The organism is Roseicella aerolata, assembly GCF_020523605.1.
GTDB lineage: Bacteria > Pseudomonadota > Alphaproteobacteria > Acetobacterales > Acetobacteraceae > Paracraurococcus > Paracraurococcus aerolatus.
In genome coordinates, this window is record NZ_JAJAQI010000025.1 from 58565 (window position 1) to 75584 (window position 17020).

Here is a 17020-nt window from a genome sequence, read left to right on the forward strand (position 1 = left end):
TTTCGGGCAGAGTCACGCTTCCGGGCGTGCACGCCCGTCCGCGATCCGCGCTGACGTGGAGGCGGCGAAGCACCGAAGGCCGCAGATCCCGGCCGGAACGGTACCCCTGCCGCCGGATACGGCCTGCCACCTTCAGCTCTGCTTCTGCGTCCGCTCCTGGCGCCGCCGCTCCGCCAGCGCCGCCTTCGAGAGCAGATGCGCCGTGACCGGTGCGGTGATGAACAGGAACAGCGTGATGGCGAGCTCGCGCAACCCGCCGCCTTCCTCCCCCAGCCCGCCATGCACCAGCGCGGCCAGCACGACCGAGCCGACACCGAGGGTCGTCGCCTTGGTCGGCCCGTGCAGCCGCATGAAGAAGTCGGGCAGCCGCGCCAGCCCCACCGAGCCGAGCAGCGCGAAGGCGCCGCCCACCAGGATCAGCAGGCTGACCAGGATCTCCATCAGCATGGCCACCCCGCCCCCTATTCGATGATGTCGCCGGACAGGATGAACTTGCAGAGCGCCACCGTGCCGACGAAGCCCATCATGGCCACGATCAGCGCCGCCTCGAAGTAGACGACGCTGCCGAGCGCGATGCCGAGCAGCATGACGAGCGCGATGGTGTTGATGCCGAGCGTGTCGAGGGCGAGGATCCGGTCCGGCAGGTCCGGGCCCTGCACGAGGCGCCAGAGGTTGAGGGCCATAGCGAGCGCCACCATGCCGATCGCAACGGGCAGGGCCAGGGTCAGCATCGGAACACCTTTCTGAGCGGGGCCTCGTAGCGGGCCTTGATGAGGGCCACGGCCTCGGCGCTGTCCTCCAGGTGCAGCACATGCACCTGCAGCACCCAGCGCTCGCGGTCGATCTCGGCCGAGACCGTGCCGGGTGTCAGCGAGACGATGCTGCCGAGGAGGGTGGCGACGAAGGGATCGCGGAGGTCGAGCGGCACCTCGAGGAAGGCTGGCCGGAGCCGGCCGACGGGCCCGAGGATCTGCCGCGCGACGACCAGGTTCGCCATGATGACATCGGCCAGGAACACGGCGAGCAGGCGCAGGGCGGCGCCGATATTGGTCAGCCGCGGCCGGTCCGGCCAGAAGCCGCGCGTGGCCCAGGGCAGCGCGATAGCGAGGATCAGGCCTATCAGCACCTGGCCGAGCGTCGGCGCCGGGGCGAGGATGAGCCAGAGGCCGAGGATGAGCAGGCTCATCACCGGCTGCGGCAGGACGCGGTAGAACCCGCTCATGGCCGGCGCTCCCGGGCCACCGGCGCCGAGCCATCGGGCAGGACGGCCTCCAGATAGGGGCGGCGCGCCGCGATCTGCTCGGCCGTGGCCTGCGCATGGGCCGAGAGAGGGGCGGCGCCGAGGACGAGCAGGGGCACGAAGGCGAGCGACAGCGCGAGCGCCAGATCGGCCCGGGCCCGTCCCGCCGGACCGGGCGGGGCTTCCCGGAGCGGGCCGACGGGTTCCCAGAACAGCACGCTGGCGGCGCGGGCCATGGCGAGCGCGCCCACGAAGCCGGAGAGGATGAAGCTCCCCCAGATGACATAGCCCGTGGGCGTGGCCGGCGCCGCGGCCAGCATCATGACCTTGCCGAGGAAGCCGGAGAGCGGCGGCAGGCCGGTCACGGCGATCGCCAGGGCGAGGAAGGCCGCCGCGAGCCATCCCGCGCCGGGCGGCCGGGGGCCGTGCTCGATCCGGTCCGCCGCCTCGCCCCGCCAGGCGACGATGCGCCCGACGAGCAGGAACAGCGCGGCGCTGACCAGCGTGGTGTGCGGGAGGTAGTAGAGCAGGGCGGCCAGCATCGCCGGCCCGCCCACCGCCACGCCCACCGCCAGCATGCCGGTCGAGAGCAGCAGCAGATGCGCGACCATGGGACCGAGCCGCCGGGCGGCCAGCACGCCCAGGGTCGCCACCACCACCGTGCCGAGGGCGGCCGGCATGAGCCAGGGCGCGAGCAGGTCCGCCGTCCATGGCGTGCCCGCCAGCGCCGTGGCCGAGAGCCGCAGCATGGCGTAGATCCCCACCTTGGTCAGCACGGCGTAGAGCGCGGCGACCGGGGCGCTCGCCGCGGCATAGGCATGCGGCAGCCAGAAGCCGAGCGGCAGGATCGCCGCCTTGAAGGCGAAGACGCCCAGCATCAGGGCAAGGGCGGTGCGGACGAGCGGCTGGTCCGCTTCCGGCACGGTGGCGAGCCTGCCCGCCACATCCGCCAGGTTCAGCGTGCCGAGCGTGCCGTAGAGCAGGCCGAGCGCGAACAGGAACAGGATCGATCCCGCCAGGTTCAGCGCCACGTAGTGCAGCCCCGTCCGCGCCCGGGCCGGCCCGCCGCCATGCGCCAGCAGGCCGTAGGAGGCGATCAGCAGCACCTCGAAGAAGACGAAGAGGTTGAACAGGTCGCCGGTGAGGAAGGCGCCGTTCAGCCCGGCGAGCTGAAGCTGGAAGAAGGGGTGGAAGTGCCGGCCCATCCGGTCCGTGCCGTCGGTGGCGGCCAGCAGCGCGGGGATGGCGACCGCGGTCGTGACCGCCACCATGGTCGCGGCGAGCCGGTCCGCGACGAAGGTGATGCCGAAGGGGGCGGGCCAGTTGCCGAGCTGGACGGGGATGACGCCGCCATCCCCCGTCGCCCGCAGCAGCAGCGCCGAGGCCAGCGCGAGCAGCGCCACCGAGGCGAGGCCGAGCCCGCGCGCCAGGCCAGGCCCGGCGCGGTGCAGGGCAAGCTGCAGGATGGCCGCGACCAGCGGCACCAGGACGGGCAGCAGGGGCAGGTGGATCATCGCCGGCCCTCCCCGTCGCCGCCATCCACATGGTCGCCGCCGGTTTCCGCGAGGGTGCGCAGCGCGAAGGCCACCAGGAAGGCCGTCATGCCGAAGCTGATGACGATGGCGGTGAGGACGAGCGCCTGCGGCAGCGGGTCCGCCGCGAGGGCGGTGCCGGCGGCGACCGCATCCAGCACCAGCGGCGGGGCCTCGGCCGAGAGGCGCCCACCGGCGAAGATGAACAGATTGGCGGCATAGGAGAGGAGGGTCAGCCCGAGCACCACGGAGAAGCTGCGCTCCCGCAGGATGAGGTAGATGCCGGTGGCGACGAGGGCGCCGATCCCGGCCGAGACGATCAGTTCCATCAGGCGCGGCCCTCCCCGGCGGCCGTCGGGGTGCCGGCGACGGCCGCCTCGGCGCGGGTCGCCGGCGGGCGCAGGCCGGCCGGCGAGCCGGCCATGCCGGCGCGCTCGCGGTGGCTGAGCCGCCCCAACTCCGAGAGGACCAGCAACACGGTCGCCACCACCGTGAGATAGACGCCGAGGTCGAAGACCAGCGCCGAGGCGAGGTGGGTCTTGCCCACCAGCGGGATCGGCACGTAGCCATGCGTCCCCGTGAGGAAGGGCGCGCCGAAGGCCATGCTGGCCAGCCCCGTCCCGACCGCGAGGCCGAGGCCGAGGGCGAAGAGGCGCAGGTGGTCCACGCGCAGCCGGGCGCTGGTGACCTCGATCCCCACCGCGAGATACTGCAGGATCAGCACCACGCCGGTGATCAGCCCGGCGATGAAGCCGCCGCCCGGCAGGTTGTGCCCGCGCAGGAGGATGTAGAAGGCCGCGGTCAGGGCCAGCGGCAGCAGCGGTCGCATCAGCATCGCCAGCATGACCGGGTGGCGGTCGGCCGCGGATTCGGCGCTCCCGGCCAGGGGACGCAGCCGCAGCCCCTCGAGCAGCGCATGCGCGCCGAGCGCGGCGATGGCCAGCACCGTGATCTCGCCCAGCGTGTCGAAGCCGCGGAAATCGACCAGGATGACATTGACCACATTGGTGCCGCCGCCGCCCTCGACCGCATTGGCGGTGAACCAGCCGGAGACGGTCTCGAAGGGCCGCGTCAGCATGGCATAGGCCAGCGCGGTGGCGCCGGCCCCCCCGGCCGCGGCGATGGCGATGTCGCGGGCACGGCGCCCGGCCGGCGCCTCGCGCGGCGCCTCCGTCGGCAGGTAGCGCAGGGCCAGCAGCAGCAGCACGATGGTCACCACCTCGACCGAGAGCTGGGTCAGCGCCAGGTCGGGTGCCGAGAAGCGGATGAAGGTGAGGGAGACGATCAGGCCGACGACGCTGGCGAAGACCACCGCGATCAGCCGCCGGCGATGCATCGCCGCGCAGCCGAAGGCGCCGACCAGCAGGGCGAGCAGCGCGCCCCAGGCCGCCGGATCGGTCGGCGTGTGCGGCAGGTCCCCGGCAAGGGGTGCCGGCCCGGCTCCCATATGGCCGAAGAGACCGAGCCCCAGCGCCGCGAGCACGAGGAAGGCGAGGTAGCGGCGGAGCGAGCCCGTATCCAGGGCAGCGAAGACGCTGCGGGAGAAGCGCGCGGCCGCGTTGAAGACGCGCTCGAAGGCCGCCGGGCTCTTCAGCTTCGGGGCGAAGCGCTCATGCAGGCCGTACAGCACGTGGCGGAAGCGGTACCAGAGAACCCCGCCCGCCAGCGCCACCAGGCTCATCGCCAGGGGCAGGTTGAAGCCGTGCCAGATGGCCAGCTTGTAGGCCGGCGGCGGCCCGCCGAGCGCCGCGGCCGAGGCCGTCCAGAGCAGGGCACCGACCGAGAGCTGCGGCAGCAGCCCGACGACCAGGCAGAGCGTGGCGAGGATGCCGACCGGCGCCCGCATCCAGCGCACCGGCTCATGCGGCGCGCGGGGCAGGTCGATCGGATCGCCGTTGAAGAAGACGTCGTGGACGAAGCGGATCGAGTAGGCGACCGAGAGCAGGCCGGCCAGGGTGGCGAAGGCCGGCAGGAGATAGGCGTAGCCGGCCAGCGCGGGATGCTCCACCGCCTCGGTGAAGAACATCTCCTTGCTGAGGAAGCCGTTCATCAGCGGCACCCCCGCCATCGCGGCGGCCGCCACCATGCCGAGCACCGCGGTCCGCGGCATGAAGCGGAACAGACCGTTGATCCGCCGCATGTCCCGCGTGCCGCATTCGTGGTCGATGATGCCGGCCGCCATGAAGAGCGAGGCCTTGAAGGTCGCGTGGTTGATGATGTGGAACACCGCGGCGACGGTGCTGAGCTCCGTCTCCATCCCGAGCAGCAGGGTGATCAGCCCGAGATGGCTGACCGTAGAATAGGCGAGCAGCCCCTTCAGGTCGTGCTTGAGCAGCGCGACATAGGCGCCATAGACGAGCGTGACCGCGCCCGTGCCGCTGACCAGTCCGAACCACTCCGGCGTGCCCGACAGGGCGGGGAAGAGGCGCGCGAGCAGGAAGACGCCCGCCTTCACCATGGTCGCGGAGTGGAGGTAGGCGCTGACCGGCGTCGGCGCCGCCATGGCGTTGGGCAGCCAGAAGTGGAAGGGAAACTGCGCCGACTTGGTGAAGGCGCCGAGCAGCACCAGGACCAGCATCACCGGATAGAGCGCGTGGGCGCGGATCGCCTCGCCCGATGCCAGGATCACGGACAATTCCAGGCTGCCGGTGATGCGGCCGAGCAGCAGCACCCCCGCGAGCAGGGCGAGCCCCCCGCCGCCGGTGACCGCCAGCGCCATGCGGGCCGCGATCCGCGCCTCCACCTCGTCGTGCTTGTAGGCGATGAGCAGGAAGGAGGTGATGCTGGTGATCTCCCAGCACACCACCAGCAGCAGCAGGTTCTCGGACAGCACCACGCCGAGCATGCCGCCGGCGAAGGCGAGGAGGGTGCCGTAGAGGCGCCCGAGCCCGTCCTTCTTCGGCATGTAATAGGCGGCATAGAGCACGATGAGCTGGCCAATGCCGAGGATCAGCAGGGAGAACAGCAGGCCGAGCCCATCGAAGCGGAAGGAGAGGTCGAGGCCCCAGGCGGTCAGCCAGGGAATGCGGAAGACGACGACCTCGCCCGCGAAGGCGGCGGGGACGAGCGGGGCGAGCAGCAGCGCGGGAACCGCCATGGCCGCGGCGGCCAGCCAGGCCGTGGCGCTCCGGCCGATGCGGGGCGAGAGGGCGCCGACCAGGGCCGCGCCCAGGAAGAGCGCGAGAACGGCCAGCGGCAGGGTGGCGCCGGGCATCAGGTCACCCCCGGCCGATGGAATGACCGAGGCGACCGGCCTTGCCGCAGGCATGGCGCCTGCACCCGGCACGGGCGAAGACCCGCGGATGGCATCCGAAGCGGACCCGACCGCATCTCAGCACCGGCCATGCAGCGTGCCGGCGGCCCCGGTATCGCGGAGGCGGGCGCCTGCTCCGCTGGCAGCCGTCCCGTGTGATGTCATGCCCGGGAGCCTCGCTGCCGGCAGATCGCGCATCGTCACCTCCATCCTGTGCAGTCCGGCACATCCAGCTCCGCAAGGCGCGCCGCACCGCCCGCGGCCAGTCTACACCGCGGGGCACGACACTCCAGATCGGCGCAGGAACGCGGCGCGCTACCCCGTGTTCGCCGGCTGCATGCCGATTTTGCGACCTGCTGCTGCCGGGCGCGGTAGCGCCCCCGAGGTCAGGGGCATTCGCGGGCCGTGGGGCCGGACCCTGTCCCGCTGGCGGCGGAATGCAGCGCCACCAGGCCGGCGCCGGTCACTCGGGTGCGTGAACGCCCCGGATCGAGCCTCTGCCCCACAGCCGGTGCTGCATCCGCAACGATGGCGTTCCGCAGGAATGGTGACACGCGGAAGCGGCCGCGGCCGCCGATGGCGGCTGCAGGTCGGGACTTACGCCGGACCGGCGCCGCCCATGGCAGGCAGCGCGCCCGCTCCATGACGCTGGAAACCATCGGCGCCGTCGGCGACACAGCGCCGGTCAGCCTGCCCGCCGCGCCAGCCCGATGCGGCGGCCCAACCCGCCAGGGACCGTCGCTCCTGCAGCAGGCGATGGAACGCGGCCGCCCGGCGCCCCGGAGACAGAAGGCGGCCGAGCCATGCTGCAGATGCACCCGGATGCCCGCGGCCCGCCATCCGCGCCGGGATCACCCGTTCCAGTGGCCGCTCAGCCCCGGCGCGCGGCCAGGACGGGCACCGGCACCGGCTCCCGCCGGCCGCCGCCGCGCTCGTCATCATCGGGCGGCCGGTCCTCCAGCATGACGGCGACGCCGATCTGCACGGCGCCGAGGGTCAGGCCGCAGAAGAACCAGAGCAGCAGGGCGGGCCAGGGATGGCCCGGGGCGCGGCGCAGCACCTCCGCCACGCCGCCGGGATTGGCCCAGAACAGCGCCAGGATCAGCAGCGCGGCCAGCCCGAAGCCGATGGCGGCGTGGCGGAGGAGGAAGGCGACGGCGACCGGAAGCTTCGGGGCAGGCATGGCGCGGGGGTCCTGTCACGGGGGCGGCGGGGGCGAGACCAGAGCGGATCGCGGACGGGCATGAACGCCCGGGAGCCTGAATCTGCTCGAGAAACAGAGAACTACAGCGGATTGCCCGAATGCCAATCCGCCATGGGTCCTTGTCCTAGCCCAGGGCGACGCGGGCGGAAGGGGCACCCCGCCCAGCACGCGACCGTGCGGGGTGCCTCGCTCACGGTCCGCGATCCGCTACCCGGCTGCCCGCAGCCCGGTGAGCGGTTCTGCCCCTGCCGGGGGCGCCTGCGGCAGCAGCCCATCCGCCGCCGGGCCGATCTCCGCCCGCCAGGGCCGCCAGCGCTCCAGCGCGACGAGGCCGGCCACCAGCAGCGCGGCGAAGCCGAGGGCAAGCGGCCAGAAGGGCAGGCCGGTGACATGGGCGAGCGTGATGCGGCCCGGGCCACCGGTCAGCAGCAGCGGCTTCAGCACCGGTTCGGCATAGGCGAAGGCGGTGGCGCCGAGCAGCCCGCCTGCGAGGGTGAACCAGGCATCGCGGTAGCCCGCGCCGATCTGCGCCGCGACCGTGCCGGGGCAGGCGCCGGCCAGCGCGATGCCGATGCCGAGCAGCAGGCCGCCCAGCAGGTCGGCGCCGTAGAGCGTGGCCTTGGGGTGAAGCTTCGCCAGGCCGAGGCCGTTCAGCACGGCCAGTACGAGGAGGCCGGTGGTGACGGCCGTCAGGAAGATCTTCAGCATCAGGAAGTTGCGGAGCTGCATCTGGCCGAGGATCACCCCCGGCTCGAAGACCCGCGACTTCTCGAGCGCGAGGCCGAAGACGGCGCCCATGGCGAGGCCGATGGCGATGGCGGCGAGGACGGACATGGCGTCTCTCCCTCTGTCTCAGACGCGGCGGAGCAGGAAGGCGGTGGCGATGCCGCCGGCGAACATGGCGGTGACCGCGAGGATCGAGCCGACCGCGAGCTGCGCCATGCCGGAGATGCCGTGGCCGGAGGTGCAGCCATCGGCGATGCGGGCGCCGGCCAGCATGATGAAGCCGGCGGCGAAGGCGAGGGCGAAGCGGCGTGCCGTGCTCGGGCTGCCGAGGGCACGGGTCCAGACCGGCGAGATGCCGTGCCGGCGCATGCCCGACAGCCGCGCGGAGAGAAGGGCGCCGAGCGCGATGCCGGCGACGACGGCCACCTGCCACCAGTTCTTGGCACCCGAGAGGTGCTTCGCGGCGTAGTCCATGGCGGCGAGGCCGGGATCGGCGAAGGCCGCAAGGCTGGCGCCGACCGTGACATAGGAGGAGGAGGTGCCGAGCGCGGTGTCGAGCAGCAGGAAGGCCGGGATCTGCAGTAGGCCGATGAGGATGCCCGCGAAATAGGGCGACCAGGCCCGGTCGGTGAGCGAGGGCATGGAAATGCTCCCAGAAGCCCGGGATGGGCGGCAGCCATCATATAAGATATATCTAAATCACATCAAGCTCATGTTTCTCCGGCCGGCTCTCCGCCTCGATCCGCCCGTCGCGCAGGCTCACCAGCCGGTCGAAGCGGGAGAAGATCTTCTCGTCATGCGTCACCACCAGTACGGCGGCCGCCTGTTCCCGCGCCACCTGCCGCAGCAGGTCCATCACCACCCCGGCGCGCTCGGAGTCGAGCGCCGCGGTCGGCTCATCCGCCAGGATGATGCGCGGGTGGTTGGCGAGGGCCCGCGCGATCGCCACGCGCTGCGCCTCCCCGCCCGAGAGCTTCGCCGGCATGGCGGCGGCCCGCTTCCCGACCTGCAGATAGTCCAGCAGCGCGCGCGCCCGCTGCCGCGCCGCCTTCAGCGGCACGCCGTTCAGCGTCTGGGCCAGGGCGACATTGTCGGTCGCGTCCAGGAAGGGCAGCAGGTTGTGGAACTGGAAGATGAAGCCGATGCGCTCGCGCCGGAAGGCGCGCAGGTCGGTCCGCCGCCAGCGCCCCTCCCACACCGTCTCGCCGGCCAGGCGCAGCAGGCCCGCATCCGGCTCCAGGATGCAGGCGACGAGGTTGAGCAGGGTGGACTTCCCGCTGCCGGAGGGGCCGCGCAGCCCGACCACCTCGCCGGCCGCGACCGAGAGGGTGATGTCGGAGAGCGCCTGCACCCGCGCCTCGCCCTCCCCGAAGCCCTTGGCGATGCCGCGCAGCTCGACCAGCGCGTCGCTCATCCTGGCCTGCCCTGCCGGGTGCCGCTGCCGCCGGATGGTCCGCATGGGCAGGCGCGAGGGCTTCCGGAGGCCGGCTGCGGCGCGGATGGCCGCCTTCGGGTCTCGCGCCCCGCCGCAGGCCCGCGGCCCCGCGCCGCCCCGCCACGGCCCCGGCGCGCCCGCGGCGCACGGCACCGGCCGGGCCCTGGCTGGGCCGCCCTCATCCGCCGAGCGCCTGCGCCGGCTCGATCCGCAGCGCATACCGTACGCCGAGCAGGCTGGCGGCGAGGCAGATGACGAAGACCACCAGGCCGAAGCCGAGGATCTCCTCCGGCCCCAGCAGCACGCGGCGCGGGAAGGCATCCTTCACCGAGAGCAGCAGCGCCGTGCCGCCGGCGAAGCCGGTGCCGCCCAGCAGCAGCGCCTGCTGCATGATGAGCGCGACGATGCTGCGGTCCGGCGCGCCGATCAGCTTCAGCGTCGCGATCTCCCGCAGCTTGTCCATCGTCATGGTGTAGACGATCAGCGCCACGATCACCGCCGAGACCAGCAGCAGCACGCCGGTGAACATGCCGAGCTGCCGGCGCGCCCGCTCCACCACGCTGCGGGTCAGCACGGTCTCCTGCTCCGCCGCGGTCAGGGCGGCGAAATGCTTCCAGCGGCGGATGCCGGCGGCGATGTCCTCGGCCCGCGCATGCGGCGAGACGCGGGCGATGACGGCATTCACCGTGTCCTGCGGCAAGGCGCCGCCGCCGCCCTGCTGCGCCCGCCGCGCCGCCGGCGGGGCGAGGCGGAATTGCAGTTCCTGCGCGTCGCGCAGCGTGATCCAGGCGAGCGGGTCGCCGCCGGTCGAGACGGTGCGATGCGTCAGCCCCACAACGCGGTAGCGGATATTGGCCATCTCGACGATGGCGCCGGGGCGAAGGCCGGCGCCGCGGTCCACCACCATCTCCAGCCGGCCGCGGCCGATGCCGCGCCCCTCCAGGATCTCGGGCGGGCCGCCCGGCCGGTCCGGCTCATGCCCCACCACCTGCAGGCGCAGCACGGCGCCGATGCGCTGCCGCCCGGCCTCGCCGGCGCGCTCGCGCAGCGCCTCCTCGGTCCAGGGCTCCGCCTCGCCCGGCCCGCCGGCATGGCGCGCCTCCACCGTCTGGAAGGTGACGGCGCCGGCGGCGAGGACGCCCGGCAGCCGCGCCACCGCCTCCCGCACATCGCCCGGGATGCGGCTGGCCTCGGCGAAGGGGCCGCGGGTGCCGGCCTCCACCACCCAGAGATCGGCGCGGAGCGCGCGGGCGAGGGACAGCGCCTCCTCCACCACACCGCGATAGATGCCGACCATGGCGAGCGCGACGCCGAGCAGCAGGCCGAGGCCGAGGCAGGTCAGCAGGAAGCGGCCGAGATTGTGCCGGATGTCGCGGAGCGCGAGGTTCACGGCGCCGGCCTCGCCGCCCGGCCCTCGCGGAAGCCGGGCAGCACGCGCGCGGCGACCGGCAGGGTGGCCGGCACGGCCGGGTCGAGGGCGAGCCGCGCATCCAGCGTGCGCGCGACGAAGCGGACCTCCCGCTGGCGGAGCCTCCCGTCCTCGATCACCCAGACCCGGCCGGAGGCACCGTCGAACCCTTCAACAGCCAGTTCCGGCACCAGCCGCGCGGCGGGCAGCCGGCCGGTCTCGACCTCCACCTGCACCTGCTCGCCGAGGATCGGCTGGGGCGGGCAGCGCAGGCAGCGGACATAGATGCGCCGCTCCTCCGTCACCCGGTCGCTCTCCAGCCCGATACGCACGACGCGGCCGGGGAAGACCTCCCCGGGCAGGGAGCGCAGCCGGACCTCGGCCGGCTGGCCTTCCCGGATCGCGCCGGCGCGGCCCTCATCCACATGGGCGAGGGCCCAGAGGGTGCGCGGATCGACCAGGCTGAACACCGCCTCCCCCGGCGAGAGCGCGGCGCCGGGCTCGCGCAGCCGGGCGACGACCTGCGCATCGAAGGGCGCGGTCAGGATGTGCTTGGCCAGGGCGGTGCGCTCGGCGAGCAGCCCGGCCTGCGCCTCGGCCAGCCCGGCGCGCGCGAGCGCCAGGTCGGCCCGCGCCACCGCCAGGTCGGCGGCGGCGGCCACCGCCTCGGTCTCGGCCAGTTCCGCGGCCTCCTGGGAGGTGGTGCCGCGGCTGGCGAGTTCCCGCCGCCGCTGCGCCGTCGCCCGCTTCTGCTGCGCCATGGCCGCGGCGCGGTCATGCGCGGCGGCGACCCGGCCCTGCTGCGCCTCGGCATTCTGCACCCCGGCCTCGGCCCTCGCCACGCGCGCCTGCTGCGCGGCCGGGGCGAGGCGCGCCAGCACCGTGCCGGCCGGCACCCGGTCGCCGTGATCGACCAGCACCTCGGCCAGCGTGCCCGCCACCTCGAAGCCGATGCGGGAGGCGATCTGCGCCTCGATGGTGCCGAGGCCGAAGACGCGGACGGGCACGTCCCGCTCCTCCCGCGCCACGGGCACGTCCAGCGGGCGGTGGCGCAGCGCCCAGACGCCGCCGGCGGCGCCGAGGACGAGCAGCGCGGCCCCGGCCGCGAGGAGGAGGCGCCTCATGCCGCCCCCCGGGGATGCCGGCGCGTGTCCGCGGCCCGAGGCACGGATGGCGGCTGCAAGGCAGGACTCATGCCGGCCGGTACCATGCCGGGCCGCGGCGCGCCGTCAGGCCTTGCGTGCCGGGAGCGGGCAGGTGTTGACGCCGATCAGGCTGTAGACCGGGCAGTTGCCGACCAGGCCGGTCACCAGCGGCACCAGGCCGATCGCGCCCCACCAGCCGAGCGGGCCGAACAGCCCGAGGGCGATCAGGAGGAGACCGGCCGCGATCCGCAGCCCCTTGTCGATGCCGCCGACATTGCGAGTCATGCTGTCCAACTCCTGTTGTGGCCGGGCCTGGGCCGCCCCCGAGCCTGACAGGCTGGACCGGGCCCGCATTGATCTGCCGCAAGCGGGCGGGTTGCATCCGGCCGGCGGCATGCTTTCAATATCAGTATGTTCTTATTGAGTGAAGTCTTATTTTTCCTCGCTGGCCCCCCCGGCAGGCCCCCTGCGCCACGGCGCAGCCTCAGCCGGGCGCGGCCGGCCCGAAGGTCCGCATGGCGAAGCCCCGCACCGCCTCCAGCACCACGGTCGGCGCCTCGGCATGCGGCGCATGGCCCACATCCGGCAGCAGCATCACCTCCACCGCGCCCGCAGCCTCCCGCTCCAGCACCCGCAGCTGTTCCTCCGTGCCATAGGCGTCGTCCACGCCCTGGATGGCGAGCACCGGCAGGCGGATGCCGGCGATGTCCGGCCGCAGGTCGAAGAAGGCCGGGAAGCCGGAATGCAGCCAGGTGTCGCTCCAGCCGCGGAAGGCGACATCCACATGCCGATGGTGGCGCGCCAGCCGGTCGCGCAGCTCGCCCGCCTCGTAGCGCCGCGCGGTCGCGGCGACGCCGGCCAGCCCCATCGGTTCGGTGAAGAAATGCGGCGCCATCACCACGATGCCGCGCATCCGCCCGTCCGGCACGGTGCCGGCATGGATGGCGGCGATCGAGCCGCCATCGGAGTGCCCGACCAGGATGCCGCGCCGCAGCCCGATGGCGTCCAGCACGCGCGGCAGAACCTGCTGCGCCTCGATCCGCAGGTAGTCGAAGGGCCGCGGCAGCGTGACCGGGTCGGAGCCCCCATAGCCGAAGCGCGACCAGGCGAAGACGCCGCAGCCCGTTGCCGCCGCCAGCCGCGCCGGGAAGTCCCGCCACAGGCCGAGGCTGCCCAGCCCCTCATGCAGCAGCACGAGGGTCGGCGCCGCTTCCGGCCCCGGGCCCCACCAGCCCGTCTCCAGCCGGCCTTCCGGCAGCCGGATCTCGCCGGGGGTCATCGGGCCGCCACCGCCCGCCGCCGGCCGGCGCCGCTCCTGCGGCGCGGGTGACGGGGGGCGGCCCACCCGCCGCGCCGGCCCTGCCCTGTCCCGGTCATGCCTCGACCTCCCCTGCTGAGCGGGCGTGAGCATGCCGGCGGCCGCGGCTGCGGCCTATGGCGGATTGCGTTCGGAACCGCGCGGCGATCCGCCATGGGTCGCCGATTGCGGGGCGGAGGCTCGCGCCCTGCCATGCCGCAGCGCCGCTGCCGGGCACCGGCGGGGAAGGGGGTCCAGCCACGCGATGCGGCCCCGCGGCACGGCGCGGTGCCCCCTGCCCCTGGACCGGCCCGCGCGCAGGCGCCAAACCAGCCAAAGGACCGCATCGCATCCGCAGCAAGGCGCCCGCAGCAGGCGCCGCCGCATGGCGCGCCAGGGGGGCCCCGGCCCGCCCGGCGGCGCCAGGCCGCGCCGGACAGGGATTCTGGAGGAACCGACCGCCATGCCGCCGCACCCGCCGGGCACCGCGCCGCTCTTCGCCCCGGCGCGCATGGAGCGCAGGCCGCTGCCCGGCGGCGGCTGGCTGTTGCGCTCGCGCGATCCGCTCGCCCCCCATGCGCCGCGGGTCATGGACTGGCTCTGGCACTGGGAGAGGGCGGCCCCCGACCGCCCCTTCCTGCGGGAGCGCGGGCCGGACGGCGCCTGGCGCGGCGTGTGCTTCGGGGAGGCGGCGCAGGTGCGCGCGCTCGGCGCCGCGCTGCTGGCGCGCGGCCTCGGGCCACGGCGGCCGCTGGCGATCCTCTCGGGCAACTCCGTCCGGCACGCGCTGCTCGCCCTCGCGGCGCAGGCGGTCGGCGTGCCCGTCACCCCGGTCTCGCCGCCCTATGCGCTGCAGAGCGATGATTTCGGCAAGCTGCGGCACATCCTGCGCAGGCTCCGCCCCGGCCTGCTCTTCGCGGAGGAAGCCGCGCCCTTCGCCCGGGCGCTGGCGGTGGAGGAGGCGCAAGGGGTCGAGGTGACGACCGCCGCGGACTGGGACGCGCTGCTGGCCACGCCGGTGACGGCGGCGACCGAGGCCGCGATCGAGGCGCTCGATCCGGATGGACTGGCGAAGCTTCTCTTCACCTCGGGCTCCACCGGCCTGCCGAAGGGCGTGCGGACCACGCACCGCATGATGGCGGCGAACCAGCAGCAGATCCTGCAGGTCTGGCCCTTCCTGGCGGAGGAGCCGCCGGTGCTGCTGGACTGGCTGCCCTGGAGCCATGTCTTCGGCGGCAGCCACAACCTGAACCTGGTGCTGCGCTTCGGCGGCACGCTCTGGATCGATGAGGGGCGGCCCATGCCCGGCCCCTTCGACCGCACGCTGGCCAACCTGCGGGAGGTCGCGCCCACCCTCCGCTTCGACGTGCCGCGCGGCCATGCTCTGCTGCTGCCGGCGCTGGAGGCGGATGCGGCGCTGGCGCGGCATGTCTTCAGCCGGCTGCGCCTGCTGTTCAGCGCCGGCGCCGCGCTGGCCGCGCCGCACCACCGCCGCCTGCAGGCGCTGGCCGAGGCGCACGCGCCGCGGCCGGTGCCGGTGATCTCCGCCTGGGGCATGACCGAGACGGCGCCGGCCGCGACCATCGCGCAGGCCGAGGACGCCCCGCCCGGCGGCATCGGCACCCCGCTGCCGGGCGTGGAGCTCAAGCTGCTGCCGGTCGATGGCAAGATCGAGCTGCGCCTGCGCGGCCCCAACCTCTTCGCCGGCTACCATGAGGAGCCGGAGGCGACGGCCGCCGCCTTCGACGAGGAGGGCTTCTTCCGCACCGGCGATGCCGTGGCCTGGGTGGCGGAGGATGATCCCGGCCAGGGGCTCCGCTTCGACGGCCGGCTGGTGGAGGATTTCAAGCTCTCCACCGGCACCAGGATCAACGCGCTGGAGCTGCGGCTGCGGGCGCTGTCCGCCCTGGGCGGCCTGGTCCGGGACGTGGTGGTGGTGGGCGCCGACCGCGACGATGTCGGCCTGCTGGTCTTCCCGGCCGATCCGGGCGCGGTGGATGCGGCCTGGCGCGAAAGGCTGCGGGAGGCGCTCAGGGCGATGAACGCGGCGGCGGGCGGCGGTTCCTCCCGCCGTGTCGCCCGTGCCATGGTGCTGGCGGAGCCGCCCTCCCTCGATGCGGGGGAGGTGACGGACAAGGGCTCGCTCAATGTGCGGGCAATCCAGGCGCGCCGGGCCGGGGCCCTCGCGCGGCTCTACGACAATGACGACCCGGAGGTGATGACGCCATGAATGTCGCCCTTGCTGCCGAAACCCCCGACTGGACCCGCTATGCGGACAGGGCGATCGTCGAGAGCTTCGCCGATGCGACGCTGGTCGCCGGCGCGCGCACGCCCTTCGTGGACTACAACGGCGCGCTCGCCCTGGTCTCGCCGACCGATCTCGGCATCCATGCGGCGCGCGCCGCGATCGCCCGGGCGGGGATCGACCCGGCGCGGATCGGCACCACCATCGCCGGCAACTGCACCCAGGCGAGCTTCGACACGCTCTTCTTCGCCCGGCATATCGGCCTCTATGCCGGGATGGCCGATGACCGGCCGGCGCATGGCGTGCAGCGCCTCTGCACCACCGGCTTCGAGGCGATCGCCCAGGGCGCGCGCGCGACCAGCGCCGGCCAGGTGGAGGCCGCGCTCTGCGTCGGCACGGAGAGCATGAGCCGCGCGCCGGTCGCCTCCTACACCTCGCGCGGCGGGTTCGCGCTCGGCCAGGTGGAGTTCAAGGACTTCCTGTGGGAGGCGCTGTTCGACACCGGCTGCGCGACCGCCATGGGCGGCACGGCGGAGAACCTGGCGCGGCTGCACGGCGTGACGCGGGAGGAGACGGATGCCTACGCCGCGGAGAGCTTCGCGCGGGCGCTGGCGGCGCAGGCGGCGGGCCGCTTCGCCGAGGAGATCGCCCCCGTCACCGAGCAGGTCTTCGAGGGCAAGGGGCTGAAGCCGCGCAGGCTCGCCCTGCCGCGCAAGGTCACGGAGGTCTCGGCGGACAGCCATGTCCGCCCGACGCCCATCGAGGCGCTGGCGAAGCTGAAGCCGGTCTTCGGCGGGGTGCAGACCGGCGGCAACAGCAGCGCCATCGTGGACGGCGCGGCCGCCGTGGTGGTGACCACCGGCGCGGTCGCCGCCTCCCTCGGCGGCGGCGCGGCGCCGCTCGGCCGGGTGGTGGCGGCCGCGGCCGCGGGCGTGCCGGCGGAGGTGATGGGCGTCGGCCCGGTGCCGGCCACCATCGCGCTGCTGCGCAGGCTGAACCTCCGCGTCGAGGATATCGACCTGTTCGAGATCAACGAGGCCTTCGGCGCCCAGGCCGAGGCGGTGCGGCGGGCGCTGGGCGTGGACCGCGCGCGGTTCAACGTGAATGGCGGCGCCATCGCCTTCGGCCATCCGCTGGCCGCGACGGGCGTGCGCTGCGTGCTCTCGGTCATGATGGAGCTGAAGCGGCGCGGGCTGAAGCGCGGCATAGCCGGCGCCTGCGCCGGTGGTGGCCAGGGCATGGCGGTGCTGGTGGAGGCGGGTTGAGCGCAAGGGGCCGGGGCGCGGCCGCGCGCCCCGGCCCCTGCCGCTCCCGCTCGCGCCATCGCCGCCTGTTCATCGACCGGGACCGACGGAACCGCAGCGGAGTGACCGGGGCCGGTGTAACATCCTGTCGATGACGGTTTTCCCAGGATCACCCTCGGGGCCGCGCCCGGGGTGATTGCGATTCAACATCAGGACGAAGCGCGCAGGGGGATGGGCCTGGCCGCGCCCTGGCCGCCGACAGGGTTGCCGGGCCGCCTGCCCGCATCCGCC

General features: G+C 74.0%; 16 protein-coding genes. 2 read left to right on the top strand and 14 right to left on the bottom strand.

Annotation, left to right across the window (positions count from 1 at the left end):
* Positions 1-132: 132 nt before the first annotated feature.
* The 14 genes from LHA35_RS16595 to LHA35_RS16660 form a co-directional block, all read right to left on the bottom strand.
* The gene (locus LHA35_RS16595) at positions 133-447 is read right to left on the bottom strand and encodes a Na+/H+ antiporter subunit G (RefSeq protein WP_226610012.1); all 315 of its coding nucleotides are present in this window, start codon (positions 445-447) and stop codon (positions 133-135) included.
* Between the two features lie 14 nt (positions 448-461).
* Complete coding sequence (locus LHA35_RS16600; RefSeq protein WP_226609957.1) at positions 462-731, bottom strand: K+/H+ antiporter subunit F; 270 nt, start codon at positions 729-731, stop codon at positions 462-464.
* Positions 725-1222: a Na+/H+ antiporter subunit E gene (locus LHA35_RS16605; protein WP_226609959.1), complete on the bottom strand. Its 498-nt coding sequence runs from the start codon at positions 1220-1222 to the stop codon at positions 725-727. The genes LHA35_RS16600 and LHA35_RS16605 overlap by 7 nt, the downstream gene beginning before the upstream one ends.
* On the bottom strand, positions 1219-2754 hold the full coding sequence (locus tag LHA35_RS16610; protein WP_226609961.1) for a monovalent cation/H+ antiporter subunit D: 1536 nt from the start codon (positions 2752-2754) through the stop codon (positions 1219-1221). Before LHA35_RS16610 ends, LHA35_RS16605 begins: the two co-directional genes overlap by 4 nt.
* A complete protein-coding gene (locus LHA35_RS16615; RefSeq protein WP_226609963.1) occupies positions 2751-3101 on the bottom strand; it encodes a Na+/H+ antiporter subunit C in 351 nt (116 codons plus the stop codon). The genes LHA35_RS16610 and LHA35_RS16615 overlap by 4 nt, the downstream gene beginning before the upstream one ends.
* Entirely contained in the window at positions 3101-5986 is a 2886-nt protein-coding gene (locus LHA35_RS16620) for a monovalent cation/H+ antiporter subunit A (RefSeq protein ID WP_226609964.1), read from the bottom strand. The genes LHA35_RS16615 and LHA35_RS16620 overlap by 1 nt, the downstream gene beginning before the upstream one ends.
* 910 nt (positions 5987-6896) lie before the next feature.
* A complete protein-coding gene (locus LHA35_RS16625; protein WP_226609965.1) occupies positions 6897-7208 on the bottom strand; it encodes a hypothetical protein in 312 nt (103 codons plus the stop codon).
* 228 nt (positions 7209-7436) lie between these two features.
* Positions 7437-8063, bottom strand: a complete 627-nt coding sequence (locus LHA35_RS16630; protein WP_226609966.1) for a YeeE/YedE thiosulfate transporter family protein — start codon at positions 8061-8063, stop codon at positions 7437-7439.
* Positions 8064-8081: 18 nt separating this feature from the next.
* A complete protein-coding gene (locus tag LHA35_RS16635) occupies positions 8082-8597 on the bottom strand; it encodes a YeeE/YedE thiosulfate transporter family protein (protein WP_226609967.1) in 516 nt (171 codons plus the stop codon).
* A 52-nt stretch (positions 8598-8649) separates the two neighbouring features.
* The gene (locus tag LHA35_RS16640) at positions 8650-9369 is read right to left on the bottom strand and encodes an ABC transporter ATP-binding protein (protein ID WP_226609969.1); all 720 of its coding nucleotides are present in this window, start codon (positions 9367-9369) and stop codon (positions 8650-8652) included.
* A 199-nt stretch (positions 9370-9568) separates the two neighbouring features.
* Positions 9569-10780: an ABC transporter permease gene (locus tag LHA35_RS16645; protein ID WP_226609972.1), complete on the bottom strand. Its 1212-nt coding sequence runs from the start codon at positions 10778-10780 to the stop codon at positions 9569-9571.
* Complete coding sequence (locus LHA35_RS16650; protein WP_226609976.1) at positions 10777-11922, bottom strand: efflux RND transporter periplasmic adaptor subunit; 1146 nt, start codon at positions 11920-11922, stop codon at positions 10777-10779. The genes LHA35_RS16645 and LHA35_RS16650 overlap by 4 nt, the downstream gene beginning before the upstream one ends.
* A gap of 105 nt (positions 11923-12027) precedes the next feature.
* Positions 12028-12228, bottom strand: a complete 201-nt coding sequence (locus LHA35_RS16655; RefSeq protein ID WP_226609979.1) for a YgaP family membrane protein — start codon at positions 12226-12228, stop codon at positions 12028-12030.
* Positions 12229-12427: 199 nt separating this feature from the next.
* Positions 12428-13222 (bottom strand): alpha/beta fold hydrolase, encoded by a 795-nt coding sequence (locus LHA35_RS16660; RefSeq protein ID WP_226609983.1) that lies wholly within the window; start codon positions 13220-13222, stop codon positions 12428-12430.
* Positions 13223-13703: 481 nt separating this feature from the next.
* On the opposite strand from LHA35_RS16660, the gene LHA35_RS16665 reads away from it, so the two are divergent.
* Positions 13704-15470: a feruloyl-CoA synthase gene (locus LHA35_RS16665; protein WP_226609986.1), complete on the top strand. Its 1767-nt coding sequence runs from the start codon at positions 13704-13706 to the stop codon at positions 15468-15470.
* The gene (locus LHA35_RS16670; RefSeq protein ID WP_226609988.1) at positions 15467-16750 is read left to right on the top strand and encodes a thiolase family protein; all 1284 of its coding nucleotides are present in this window, start codon (positions 15467-15469) and stop codon (positions 16748-16750) included. The genes LHA35_RS16665 and LHA35_RS16670 overlap by 4 nt, the downstream gene beginning before the upstream one ends.
* Positions 16751-17020: the final 270 nt, after the last annotated feature.